The organism is Anaerorhabdus sp., assembly GCF_036641015.1.
Taxonomy (GTDB): domain Bacteria; phylum Bacillota_I; class Bacilli_A; order Erysipelotrichales; family Erysipelotrichaceae; genus Anaerorhabdus.
The window spans coordinates 1-13,360 of record NZ_JAVWFO010000051.1 but is presented as its reverse complement, the minus strand read 5'-3'; the positions used below and the strand labels follow the sequence as shown (position 1 = coordinate 13,360).

The 13,360-nt window shown below is 29.0% G+C and carries 15 protein-coding genes; 14 read left to right on the top strand and 1 reads right to left on the bottom strand.

The window, feature by feature from the left end; translation table 11 throughout:
• Window positions 1-693: 6-phosphogluconolactonase (locus RR430_RS07640; protein ID WP_332508857.1), on the bottom strand; the 693-nt coding region annotated here is incomplete at its 3' end.
• A gap of 182 nt (window positions 694-875) precedes the next feature.
• Here RR430_RS07640 and RR430_RS07635 point away from each other — a divergent pair.
• From RR430_RS07635 to pyrR, 14 genes are all read left to right on the top strand, one after another.
• Window positions 876-3,593: a sigma 54-interacting transcriptional regulator gene (locus RR430_RS07635; protein ID WP_332488341.1), complete on the top strand. Its 2,718-nt coding sequence runs from the start codon at window positions 876-878 to the stop codon at window positions 3,591-3,593.
• A 167-nt stretch (window positions 3,594-3,760) separates the two neighbouring features.
• Complete coding sequence (locus RR430_RS07630) at window positions 3,761-4,231, top strand: PTS system mannose/fructose/N-acetylgalactosamine-transporter subunit IIB (RefSeq protein WP_332488339.1); 471 nt, start codon at window positions 3,761-3,763, stop codon at window positions 4,229-4,231.
• A gap of 15 nt (window positions 4,232-4,246) precedes the next feature.
• Window positions 4,247-4,984 (top strand): PTS mannose/fructose/sorbose/N-acetylgalactosamine transporter subunit IIC, encoded by a 738-nt coding sequence (locus RR430_RS07625; protein WP_332488337.1) that lies wholly within the window; start codon window positions 4,247-4,249, stop codon window positions 4,982-4,984.
• On the top strand, window positions 4,977-5,807 hold the full coding sequence (locus RR430_RS07620) for a PTS system mannose/fructose/sorbose family transporter subunit IID (RefSeq protein ID WP_332488336.1): 831 nt from the start codon (window positions 4,977-4,979) through the stop codon (window positions 5,805-5,807). The genes RR430_RS07625 and RR430_RS07620 overlap by 8 nt, the downstream gene beginning before the upstream one ends.
• Window positions 5,807-6,907, top strand: a complete 1,101-nt coding sequence (locus RR430_RS07615) for an iron dicitrate transport regulator FecR (RefSeq protein ID WP_332488335.1) — start codon at window positions 5,807-5,809, stop codon at window positions 6,905-6,907. Before RR430_RS07620 ends, RR430_RS07615 begins: the two co-directional genes overlap by 1 nt.
• A gap of 11 nt (window positions 6,908-6,918) precedes the next feature.
• Window positions 6,919-7,302 carry a PTS sugar transporter subunit IIA gene (locus tag RR430_RS07610; RefSeq protein WP_332488333.1) on the top strand — a complete coding sequence of 128 codons (384 nt, stop codon included), beginning with the start codon at window positions 6,919-6,921 and terminating at the stop codon, window positions 7,300-7,302.
• 225 nt (window positions 7,303-7,527) lie between these two features.
• The gene (locus RR430_RS07605) at window positions 7,528-8,934 is read left to right on the top strand and encodes a family 4 glycosyl hydrolase (RefSeq protein WP_332488331.1); all 1,407 of its coding nucleotides are present in this window, start codon (window positions 7,528-7,530) and stop codon (window positions 8,932-8,934) included.
• 17 nt (window positions 8,935-8,951) lie between these two features.
• A complete protein-coding gene (locus RR430_RS07600; protein ID WP_332508856.1) occupies window positions 8,952-10,277 on the top strand; it encodes a PTS sugar transporter subunit IIC in 1,326 nt (441 codons plus the stop codon).
• Complete coding sequence (locus RR430_RS07595; protein ID WP_332488327.1) at window positions 10,261-10,785, top strand: RDD family protein; 525 nt, start codon at window positions 10,261-10,263, stop codon at window positions 10,783-10,785. Before RR430_RS07600 ends, RR430_RS07595 begins: the two co-directional genes overlap by 17 nt.
• A gap of 4 nt (window positions 10,786-10,789) precedes the next feature.
• The gene (locus RR430_RS07590) at window positions 10,790-11,509 is read left to right on the top strand and encodes a MurR/RpiR family transcriptional regulator (RefSeq protein ID WP_332488325.1); all 720 of its coding nucleotides are present in this window, start codon (window positions 10,790-10,792) and stop codon (window positions 11,507-11,509) included.
• Between the two features lie 5 nt (window positions 11,510-11,514).
• The gene (locus tag RR430_RS07585) at window positions 11,515-11,820 is read left to right on the top strand and encodes a PTS sugar transporter subunit IIB (protein ID WP_332488323.1); all 306 of its coding nucleotides are present in this window, start codon (window positions 11,515-11,517) and stop codon (window positions 11,818-11,820) included.
• Complete coding sequence (locus RR430_RS07580; protein WP_332488321.1) at window positions 11,817-12,125, top strand: PTS lactose/cellobiose transporter subunit IIA; 309 nt, start codon at window positions 11,817-11,819, stop codon at window positions 12,123-12,125. Before RR430_RS07585 ends, RR430_RS07580 begins: the two co-directional genes overlap by 4 nt.
• A gap of 145 nt (window positions 12,126-12,270) precedes the next feature.
• On the top strand, window positions 12,271-12,780 hold the full coding sequence (gene loaP, locus RR430_RS07575) for an antiterminator LoaP (RefSeq protein WP_332488320.1): 510 nt from the start codon (window positions 12,271-12,273) through the stop codon (window positions 12,778-12,780).
• Window positions 12,781-12,851: 71 nt separating this feature from the next.
• Window positions 12,852-13,360: bifunctional pyr operon transcriptional regulator/uracil phosphoribosyltransferase PyrR (pyrR, locus tag RR430_RS07570; protein WP_332488318.1), on the top strand; the 509-nt coding region annotated here is incomplete at its 3' end.

Below are 13,360 nucleotides of genomic sequence, written 5' to 3'. Positions count from 1 at the left end.
ATCTCTATGTAGTTGAAATATAGACACTGGAAAGTCTTCTGTGATTGGATCATAGAAGGCTTTTTTTGCGACTTCGGCTTTATTTTTGCTTGATAAGATGAATACTATACTTTTTGCCTGCATGATTGTTTTTGGTCCCATTGTAATATAGTTGTCAGGAATCCTTGATTGATCATCGGAATGTAAGTCTTCATGTAATAAGTGTACAAGTAAGTCAATAACTACCTTAGTTCTGTATCTATCAATCAAATGTACTCCTTGATTCCAATTATCAAAAGTTCCTGGCTGATTGCCACAGAAATGTCCGTTTTCACCAATCCCCATAATTACCATATCTAGTCCACCATCATTTTTTAACTCATTATCAAAATTTAAATAATTATCATTAGTCAAATTATGTATATTAGATTCTTTGATGTTAGCTAAATTAAAGAACTCTTTGTCTAAAGATGCTCTACATATACCAACTGGATCATCTTTATACCAAAACTCATCAAAGATATAATAATGAACATTATCAAAACAGCTCTTATTCTTAATTTTGCTTGCTAAAATAGAATATCCATCTATTGGTGTTTTACCTGTTGTAATAGAGATATTTACTCTATTTTTTTGAGATATCATATGTTTTAACATAACATCAGCCATTACTTCACTTAATTCTTTTTTATCTTTTACTATTATAAAATTCATAGAAATTCCTCCTTGCATATATAATAAATCATTAAATGATCATTTTAATTAGATTACTATATACTTTCAATCAAATACATTTTTTTAACATAAAATAAATTATTAATGCTTTTTTTTATTTAGTGTTAATATATAAGTAAAGTAGTGTTAACTTTTTATAGAGTGTTTAAGGGGGCTATAATATGTCACAAAAAACAAAGTCATTGATATTTGATAAAATAACAGAAGTAACAATGCAATTTTGTTCGAGTAAGACTTTACGGGGTGATACGGTATCGATATCTAATGATCTTTTTGTGTCTAGATCACTTGTAAGTCTGCATTTAAATGAAATGCATAAAGAAGGATTATTAATTAAGCTAAATACTAGACCTGTATATTTTCTTAATAAAAAGGTAATAGAAAAGACATTTAAGATTACAATACACGAACTTGTTTTTGACTCAATAGATGACTTGACTGACCTACTTGATGAAAGAATGCTGAATAAAGGTAGTTTCATTACTGCGGTTGGACATGATGGATCATTAAACTATTGTATAAAGCAAATGCAAGCGGCAGTAAAATACCCAAACAATGGAATTCCTGTTTTGTTGATTGGAGAAAGTGGAGTAGGAAAAACCTTCTTAGCTGATTTATTAGCTAAATATTGTGTTTACGAAGGATTTTTAACCAATTCTCAACCAAGAAAGATATCTATTGGTAAAACAGAAGATGATAAGATAATTTATGAGAAACTATTTGGAAAATATGATAGCAAGCTAAAACAACTAGAACCAGGATTATTATTAAAATGTAAGAATGGGGTTCTAATCATAGACAATGTACATAGATTAAGTGAAAACATACTTATACAACTAATATCCTTTCTTAAAAATGGTTATTATTTAATAGATGGGTTTGATAAACAAATTGATTGTTCAGTAAGAGTGATACTTACTTCTATGCCAAATAATCAAGTAAATGAATACTTAATAGAAGAAATTCCTGTTATTTGCAAAATACCATCCTTATCAGAACGTCCTTTTGTTGAAAGAGAGAATTTAATTTTAAGTCAGTTTCAATTGGAAGAAAAAGGAATTAGTAAAAAAATATATATCACAGAGAAAGTATTCTATAGTTTAGTACATTACCATTATAAAATGAATATCAAAGAGCTTCAGTCAATTATTAAAATGGTATGTGCAAATGCCTATTCCGATAATGATGAAATGATGATAGTTAAATCATATCATTTGCCAGAAAGTTTCTTAGAAGCAATGACTGAAGATGTCATTAAAAATAATGATGATTCAATTATCCAAATAGATGATTTTAAATCTGAGAAAACTGTTTGCTCAACAATACCTTACTTTGATTTACTTTTATCAGTATATGCAAAATATCTAAATAATGGAATTAACGAATCGCAGTTTTTAGAACTGGGATTTGAAAGAATGAATGATTATTATGAATATATTGTATTTGAAAACAAATACGAGAATAATAGAATTAAATCATTTGAACAATGTATAAAGATACTATCTGATGATATATTTGATAAATATCAAGTATTTTTACCTATGACATGTATTTACACTTTATCTAAAGTAATTTATTCTTTAGCTTATGATAATAGTGTTATTTTAAACTGGCAAAATGATCATAAGAGTGAATTATTATCATTTAAAAAGTATTGTAAGCTTAAATTTCATAAATCATTTGTAATAACTGAAGAATTGAGTCTTCAAATAAAAAATATTTTAGATATAGAAATGGATATAGCGAATTTATTATTTCTATTTTTAAATATACATTTCTATAATACTGAGGTTGATAACATTCACACTAATTGTTTAATTGTAGCCCATGGGTATAGTACTGCATCTTCAATAGCGGATGCAGTTAATAAGATTGTTGGAGTTCATATATTTGATGGAATTGATATGCCAATCAATACATCTGTAACAGAAATAATTGTACATATTAATAATTACTTGAAAAAAATAAATAATAGTAAAGATATTATAGTATTAGTTGATATGGGATCATTAGAACAAATGGATGAGTTAATTAATGATTCTAGCTGTTCCTCTTTTGGTATGATTAATAACGTTAATACAAAATTAGCTTTAGATGTTGCGATGAAGATTAAACAAGGAATAGACATAGATACTATTATAAAATCCGCAGCAAATGAAAATGTTTGCAAATATAAAATTAAGTTAGCTAGTAAAAAGCAAAATATGATTATATTTACTACAGAGGTAGGAGAAACTGCTACTGAAAGAGTTATACAGTTATTTAAAAATAGTATGCCTAGAAATATTGACTTAGGTATTATTCCGTATTCTTATACAAAATTATCAAAGAATAAGAACAAGGATGAAATATTTAATAAATATAATGTAATCATGGTTGTAGGAATTAATTCAATTAGTGGCTTAAATGTTCCAACGGTATCTTTAGAGGATCTGGTAGCATTTAGTGATTTTGATGATGTCACTAATAATTTAAAGAAATACATGAAAGATGAGGAAGTTATTCAGTTTAATAAAAATTTACTAAAGAATTTCTCGCTTTCGAATATTCTTGATAATGTAGTTATTTTGAATGCCAATGTTTTATTTGAAAAGGTAGAAAAAGCAGTTGGAAAGCTTGAAAAGAATTATAATATCATTATTCCTAATAAGGCGAAAATTGGATTGTATTTGCATCTATGCTGCCTAGTAGAGAGATTAGTATTAAAGACTGATGAAAAAGTAGAAATAGAGGAAAATACAAAGTTAAGTAAAGATATAGAAAAGTTTATTAAAATATTCTATGATTCTTTTACGGATGTTAGTGATCATTATAACAAGATTAAGTTTCCTGTTAATGAGATTGTTTACTTATATAGTTATATCGATAAATTTAAATAATAGTAATGAGGATAGTGTTAATTTTCTTAACCACTATCCTTTATTTTTGTCATTAATTAGAAAAACATGTCAATCAGAGTATGAATAGTGCTAAAAAAATTGTATATGAGAATAACGAAACATATTCTTCATATAATTTAGATAGAAAGTTCTAGAAAGGGGAAAACATGGTTAATTTATTTAGAATAGATTTTAGGTTGTTACATTTTCAAACTTCACAAGTTTGGCCTCAAAAGATGGGATGTAATCAAATTGTTATTGCTAATGACAATGTCGCAAAAGATCAATTGAGAATAAGCTTAATGAAAATGAGTGCTCCACATGGTATTAAACTAAAAATTTGTTCTATCGAAGAAGCTGTTGCGTACATGCAGGGTGATGAAGGACAACAAAAGAAAATAGAACTTATTGTTGATTCACCCAAGGATGCATATGAAATAGTAAATAAGATAGATGAATTAAAAGAAATCAATGTAGCTTTACTTAAAGGTGGAGAGGGTAAGAAAATGGTTAGTCCTTCACTTAACTTCTCAACAGAAGATGAAGAATACTTAAAAAAGATGCTTGATTTAGGGATTAAATTAGAATCATATGTTGCACCTGATGATAGAAAAGTATCTATAGAAAAATACTTATAAAGGAGGATAGATAATATGACAAATGCTTTATTATTAGGGTTAGTATACGTATTTGCTTGGTGTGCAGACAATGTTGCGGGAGCGTCGTATATGCATAGACCAATCGTAGTGGGTGCTCTAACAGGTTTGGTTATGGGGCACTTTACAGAAGGTCTAATAATTGGAGGAACAATGGAATTAGCGTGGATGGGATTCCTTCCATATGCTGGAATGATAACTGGGGAAGAAAGAATCGGAGCCATTCTTGGAACATATTTTGCAATATCAACTGGGAATTCATTTGATGTAGCAATTGCAATTGCTTTACCAGCAGCAATTCTTGGGGCAAATATTTCTACTACATTTAATACAATAGGTAGTTATGTGATGCATAGATGTGATAATTGGGCAAGAGAAGGAAACATTGATAAGATAAATCGTTTCCATGTATTATATGGCGTTATTAAATGCTTATTCATGACTTCAATTGTAGTGGTTGCTGTTTGGTTAGGAACAGATGCTATTACAAATATTATTAATATGATTCCTGAACCTATAATGAATGGATTAAGTAAAGCAAGTGATTTACTACCAGCAGTTGGATTTGCAATGTTAATTAATATTATGTGGGACAAAAGATTTATTCCTCTTTACTTTGTAGGGTTTGCACTTAGTGCTTATTTAGGACTAAATGTAATGGCAATAACCATTATCTCATTGGCATTAGCTTTATTTAGATTATTTACAAAAGAAGGAGAATTGGAAGATGAGTGAAATTACTAACAAAAAATATGAAGTTACTAAAAAAGACTTGAACAAAATGTTTTGGAGATCAATGCCAGTAGAACTATCATATAACAGTGAAAGAATGCATAATTTACTATATGTTTTCACATTGACTCCAGTACTTAAAAAAATTTATAAAGATGATCCAGAAGGAATGAAAATGGCATTACAAAGACATGTGGAATTCTATAATACAACTCCGCAAATTGAACCATGGGTATTAGGAATTACAGCAGCACTAGAAGTACAAAATGCAGAAAATGAAAACAATCTTGGGGATACAGTTACTGCTATAAAAACTGGTCTAATGGGTCCTATTTCTGTTATTGGTGATACTTTATTCTTTACGAGTGGCTTTAGGGTAATAGCAGCTTCAGTTGGTTCTGCACTATGTATTGCAGGAAATCCATTTGGTATATTAGTTTATTTCTTAATATTTAATGTACCTAATTATCTATGTCATTATTATGGAATTCATTTAGGGTTTAAGTTAGGAACAAGCTTTATAGATAAAGTTGTTGCATCAGGATTATTAAAGAAAGTTACGGATGTTGCCTTAATAGTAGGAATCACAGTATTAGGTGCTTTAACTTCATCCTATGTTTTCTTATCAACAAAGATAGCGTTCTCTTATGATCAAGCTGTTATAGATTTACAAACAATATTTGATGGAATATGTCCAAATCTATTACCAATCTGTTTAACATTATTCTGCGCTTGGATAATGAAAAAGAAAAATGTTAAAGCTCCAATTTTAATGGCAACAGTTATAATAGTTGGAGTTATATTAGGTGCATTAGGTTTAATTTAATGGATGAAAACATAAAATTACTCCATTGCTTGGAAGAAATTCCTCAAGCAATGGAGGATATTTTAACTAATAGAAAAACTATATCGAAAGAGTTTGTTCATTTATTTCAAACCAAACAAATCAGGAAAATATACTTTAGTGGACAAGCATCTGGAATCTATATTGGAATGATATTGAAGTATTTCATACAAGATATATTTAAAATTGAAGTTGAAATCACAAATCCAGCAGAATATGTAACATATGATTCATTTAATATAAATGGAGTATACGCATCAAATCAATTATGTATGATATGTCCTGCTCACTCTGGTTCAACTAAAGGACCAATTGAAATGGCTAAAAAATGCAATGAATTGGATATTCCTGTTATTTGTACTACTTATAATATTAAATCTGAACTTGCTAAGTTAAGTAATGTAGTAATTCATAAAAGAAGCAATGAAGAAGATAGTTATATAGAGACAAAAGGGCATTTTGCTTCACTTATGTGCCTGTACGTATGTTTTATAGAATATGGGTTGTCATCTGGATTTATTTCTAGTGAAAACTATACAAAATATATTAATGATTTATATAGTATTTCAATGAATATCAACAACAATATTGATTTAACTGAAATATGGTATGAAAATAATAAAAACAATTTACTTTTAGCACCGATTATTAGATATGTAACAAATGGAGAATATGAAGGAGCTGTACTAGAAGGTGGATTAAAAATAGCTGAAACTACACATAAAGCTTGTCTATATTATGAGATGGAAGAATTTATGCATCGAAGTACAACACAAATAAACAAAGACAGTGTTATATTTCTTGTAGCACCAAAAAATCAATTTTATCATCGTATGATTGACTTAGAAAAATGGTGCAAGCAATATTCCAATAGTGTATACTTTGTTTGTAGAAAAGAAGAAAATAATATAAATAATAGTGACTTTAAAATTATTACTACAGATTCAAGATATTTTTCACCACTTGATTATATATTACCATTTGAAGTGCTAGCATATTTAATGAGTGAAGATTTAAATATAAGTGTTATAAAAGCTGCGAATGATGGTGCAAGTGCACAGTTAAAAACACATAATGATTAGGGGAGTAGATTATGAAATATGTAATTGCCACTCACGGTAAAATGGCATCAGGTATAAAAAATACAATAGAAATGCTAATTGGCAAAAATGAAAATATATTTGCTATTGATGCATATATAAAAGATCAAAATTTTGAGAATGATTTTGATGAACTAGTTAACTCCTTTGACAATGATGAGCAAATATTTATTTTTACTGATATTTGTTCTGGTAGTGTTAATCAAATTGTATCAGCTCATGTAAATTCAAATATTAAAGTAATTTGTGGAATGAATTTACCTGTAGTTATAGAAATAGTATTAAGAGATAAAGAACTAAGTGATAATGAAATACAAGAAATTGTAAATCTTTCAAAGAATCAAATTATTTATCTTAATAATCATATTAAAATGTAAAGTAATAGAGCCAGTTCAGTTGAACTGGCTCTATTTGTTATATAAATAATATTATTTAGTTTTGTGCTATTCATACAAATAAAAAACGAAACATGTACCATAATAATGAAATAATATTCAAAATATGTTTCACCTATTTATTTAGTAGAATAATCTATTAGAATGAAATCATGAAATACTAAATTAATATATACCGGTAGATTAATTGAGTAAGAAGGAGGATAAATGAAAAAGTATAACGTTGTTATCTGTGGTGGAGGAAGTACATATACACCAGATATGATGGAATTGCTTGTTATGTTACAGAAACCTTTTCCATTAAACAAAGTAGTTTTATATGACATTGATGCAGAGAGACAAGAAGTTGTTGGAGAATTTGGAAGGGTATTATTTAAAGAATACTATCCTGATGTTGAATTCTCTTATACAACTGATAAAGAAAATGCATTTGATGGAATCGATTTTGCATTCGTTCAAATTCGTGCAGGTGGATTGGAACAAAGAAAAAATGATGAACAAATTCCATATAAGTATGGAAGAATTGGTCAAGAAACTTGTGGTGCAGGTGGTTTATCTTATGGTATTCGTAGTGTAGTTCAAATGATTGATTTAATAAATGATATCAGAGAATATTCAAAAGAAGCGTGGATTATTAATTATTCAAATCCAGCTGCAATAGTTGCGGAAGCTTGTAAAATTGTCTTCCCTGATGATAAGAAAATTGTAAATATATGCGATATGCCAACAGATGTTATTGGAAGATATCTTCCTTTAGTTGGAAAGAAGCGTAGTGAGGTAGATTGCATGTATTTTGGTTTAAATCATTATGGATGGTTTACAAAAGTACTAGATAAAAAAACTGGAAAAGATATTTTGCCAGATATACTAAATTATGTAGTCACTCATTATGAAGAATTGAGAGAAGAAGCAAAAGCACGTATTAGAGGTGAAGATGATCATTGGGGTATTGTTTTCTATAATCATTTAACAATGATTAAAGATTTTCCATATTCTTTACCTAATACATATAATTTATATTATATGTATCCTAAACTATCTTATGAACACTATACGGCAAATCACACACGTTATGATGAAGTGGTTGCAGGACGTGAAGCAAATGTATTTAGTTTTTGTCGAAAAGTTGCTAGTTTAGGAAAAATGATTGGAACAGAATTTGATATTACTGATAAAATTAGTCCATATACAGAGTTTTCTGGAGAGATGAATTCTGAAACAGTTTATGCTGATAATGATGTGCATGCAGCGTATTTAGTTGAGCTAGTATTATCGATTATTAATAATAAAAAAGAAATGGCATTAGTTATGATTAAAAACGATGGAATCGTGGATAATCTTGATCCAGGAATGATGTTAGAAGCTACATCGATAATTGGTAAAGAAGATATAATTCCATTAAAACATGGTCCAATAGGTCAATTTGAAAAGGGATTACTGGAAAATCAATATGCATGTGAGAAATTATTGGTAGAAGCAATTCTTGAACATAGTGATCAAAAACTACTACAAGCATTTACAGAAAATAGGCTGATAGGGGATGCTGATGTAGCAAAAGCAATGATTAAAGATTTTAAAGAAGCAAATGGTGATTATTGGCCAGAATTCAAATAAAGGGGGATAGAAAGAAGATGAACAAATTTTTTGAAAAAATTGAAGACAAGTTATTACCGTTAGTAGAGATTGTTCAATCAAATAAATATTTATCAGCTATTCAATATGGAATGATGTGCATGATGCCATTAATGATGGTAGGTGCATTCTGTTGTGTTATAAGTGATTTTCCATTAGATGCATATCAAACATTTATGGCAGGAGTCTTTGGAGAAGAACTATGGGCAAATTGGAACTGGAGCTATATTAATGTAGCTACTATGGGGATTAGTTCAATTGCAGCAATTATAGGTACTACCTATGAATTAGCAAGAAAAGATAAAGTTAATCCAATTCCAGCTGTTATTGTTGCGTTAATGAGTTTCTTCTTGGTCATGGCATTTACAGAAGATGGAGGAGGTTTCCTATTCTCAGAGTTTAGTGCGAGAAATCTTTTCTTAGCATTAATAATTTCGATTGGAACAGAGGCTTTATATAATGTTTGTATCAAAAAGAATATTACTATTAAAATGCCAGATACTGTACCAGCATTTGTATCACAACAATTTACTGCAGTTGTACCTGCAGCATTATGTTGCATAATTTTCTTAGTTATTAGAGTAGTTGCATCATCATCTTCATTTGGAACAGTATCAAATGTTATTTATACAATTTTACAAGCACCATTAACAAACTTAGGTACATCATTTGTAGGCACAATTGTTTGTACAATCTTAAACTCATTAATTTGGATGTTTGGTATTCATGGTACTAATGTTATTCAAACAGTGTGGACACCATTATGGCAAGCAGCTCGTGATGCTAACTTACAAGTATATATTCAAAATGCTGCAGCAATTAGACCATATATTGTTACTGATGCATTTGGTGACATGGTAATTTTCTTAACTGGAACTGGATTAACACTACCACTTGTTATTGAAATGATCTTTATGTGTAAATCAGCTCGTATTAAAGCAGTAGGTAAGACAGCATTAATTCCAGGTATATTCAATGTTAATGAACCAGTTATATTTGGATTACCAATAGTATTAAATCCAGTAATGCTTATTCCGTTTGTATTATCACCGGTAGTTTGTGTTTCATTGGCTTACTTTGTCATGAATATTGGATTAGTTCCTAGACCAACAGGAACACCAGTTCCTTGGACATTACCAGCTCCTTTTGGTGGATGGATGATGACAGGAAGCTGGACAGGAGGCTTACTTCAAATAGTCTTACTAATTATCTCAGGTTTAATTTATTTTCCATTTATAAAAGCATTAGATAAAAAATACAAAGAGGAAGAAAATTTAAAAGCAATCGAAAAAACAGAAGAAAATAAACTTGAAAATACTATTTAAAAGATTAGGAGCATATGCAGTAGATTGGTATCTATATGCTGTTGTGTTAATTGCTTTCAATACCCTTTATTCAACAATAAAGGGTATTGAACCAACTTATTTCATGACTCTTGAGCAATACGATAAACAAGACATGATAACTGTTATGCTTCTGATGTTTATAATTCATATCTTTCTCTTTGTGATTTTAGTTAAAGTATTTAAAGGTCAAACTATAGGAAAAAAACTATTTCGTTTAAGAATAGTCTCTAATGATGATAAGCCAGTTACTATGGGTCAATTGTTTTTAAGAGAAGTAGTTGGACTTGTATTAATTGAAGGATATTTTTCTCCAATTAGTAGTTATTTTAGAACATTTCTTGCTATGCAATATGGTAATATAGTATTAATACATGGGGTATGGTATGCAATTGTAGTGATTTCTTTAATATTAGCTAGATTGACAAAGAATCATAGAATGATTCATGATCTAATATCAAATACTAAAGTAATTGAAACCATAAAGTGAGAATATGAATATTAATGAAATTATTAAACAATCAAATTTTGATGATGATGAAAAAAACATAGTTTATGAACTTAGTAAACAAATTGAAAGTGGTAACATGAATGTTACAGTTAGACAATTGTCTAAACTAACGTACTGTTCACCATCTAAAATTGTTAGATTCGCTAAAAAAATAGGATTTTATGGATATAGCGATATGTTGTTTTCATTTAGAAAACAAATGGATGAAATTGTTGAGCTAAAGTTTAAAGATAGTTTAACAACAGTGGTTATCCTAGAAGATAGTTTGAAAATGATTGATCAATTAATCGAGGACTTAACTTCTAAACAATACAATTCGGTATATCTTCAAGGCTTAGGATATTCTAATTATGTGTGTGATTATTTTCGAGATAAATTAATAGAATTGGGTATATTTGCGGCATGTGTGAATCCATTAGATGTAATTAAAGACAAATATATACTAATCATCGTCAGTAACTCAGGAGAAACGGAAGATTTAGTAAAGATTGTTAAAACCTGTAGAAATGATGATTGTATAATTTACGTCATAACTTCCCAAGAAAAAAGTAAACTTTGTAAACTAGTACCAAATGCAATTATTATTACTCAAAAAAATGATCTAAAGATTAATGAACAGGGTAGTTATTTTATTGGTAATGCGATTGTATTGATGGAAAAAGTATCTAAGATAATAAGTGATTTTAAAAAGATTGGAGAATAATTAATATGTTAAATGTACTACTTATATGTTCAATGGGTGCTTCAACTGGAGCACTTTGTGACAAAATTAAAAAAGCCGCCGATAATGAGAATTTTGAAATAAATATATGGGCAACATCACTTGCTACTGCAAATGATGAAATTGAGAAATCTGATGTAATATTACTGGGACCTCAAATTAGATATATGCTTAAGAAAATTATTGCTGTATCAGAAGGACGCCCAGTTGAATCAATTGATATGTCTATGTATGGAATGATGGATGGAGAAGCGGTTTTTGCAAAAATAAAAGAAATGGCAACAAAAATATGAAAAACAAAGAGCAATATGAGTCTATATGTTTTGAAGTTATATCAGCTGCTGGAACTGCAAAAAGTTGTTTTTTAGAAGCAATTGATGCAGCTAAAAACAAAGAATCTTATTTAGATATACAAGAAGAAGGAATAAAAGCATTTTCTGATGCTGCAAGAGCGCATGCTAAAGCTCTACAACTAGAAGCAGAGGAAAATTTAGATTTTGGTCTTTTACTTATACATGCTGAAACAATATTATGTTCAGCAGAAACAATAAGAGATTTATCTTCTACAATAATAGAGTTGATTAATAAAACTAATTAGTTTTGTTAATATCATCAAAGTACAAATATTAAATAAAAAAGAGATAGAATTTAAAATAAGAGAAACATAAATATTGTCTTTAATAAAAGATGAGATTTATGTTTTTAATTTGTGTTAAAATAAAAACATAAAGTAGGTGAATAACATGTGGTATGTAATATATGTAAAAGGTGGTCAAGAACATAAGACTACAGAATTCTTGCAAAATAATAGTTTAAAAGCATTTACACCTATGAAAGAAAAGTATCACAAAAAGAATGGGAAACTAATTAAGGTACAACAAGTATTGTTTCCTAATTATATATTTATAGATTCTAGTGATGATTATGTGGATTTTTCTGGTAAGTTAAACAAATTAAAACTTATGAATAAAAGTTTAATCAAAGAATTAAAGTATGATCTAGAAGGTACACCTGCATTGCATGAGGAAGAAGTAATGATACTAGAGAGATTACTTGGTGTTAACAATGTTGTAGCTACATCTGTTGGTTTTATAGAGGATGATAGAGTAGTTATTACGGAAGGGCCTTTAGTAGGTTTTGAAAGTAGTATTGTTCATATAGATAGGCATAAGCGAGAAGCAAAGATAGAAATAGATATCTTAGGTTCAAAACGTGAGGTTAAAGTATCATTAGACATATTATCAAAGATATAGGATTTAGTACTTAAACTCTTATTTAGTTCAATCTTAAAATATGCTATGATATCTCAAGTGAGGAAAAGGTTATGAAAGAAATTGTTGATGCTATTGGAATGTCTCGTTCAATTACTAGAATTGCTCATGAGATAATAGAAAAGAATAAAGGAACAGATAATATTGTTCTTGTTGGAATTAAGACAAGAGGAGAATTTCTAGCTAAACGTTTAGCCGATAAGATTAGTCTATTTGAAGAGGTATCAATACCTTATTGTGGAATAGATATTAACTTTTGGCGTGATGATGAAAAGAAAAAAGTAGGAGATATACCTACTATTGATATTGATTTACAAGGTAAGATAGTTATTCTTGTGGATGATGTATTGTTTTCAGGTCGTACGATACGTGCGGCTATGGATGGCATTATGAACTATGCTAGACCTGCAGAAATACACTTAGCAGTATTAGTTGATAGAGGACATAGAGAACTTCCTATACGTGCTGATTATGTCGGGAAGAATTTACCAACATCAAAGAAGGAAATAGTTTCTGTTAAAATGGCAGAAATCGATGAAGTAGATAGTATTTGTATAGAATA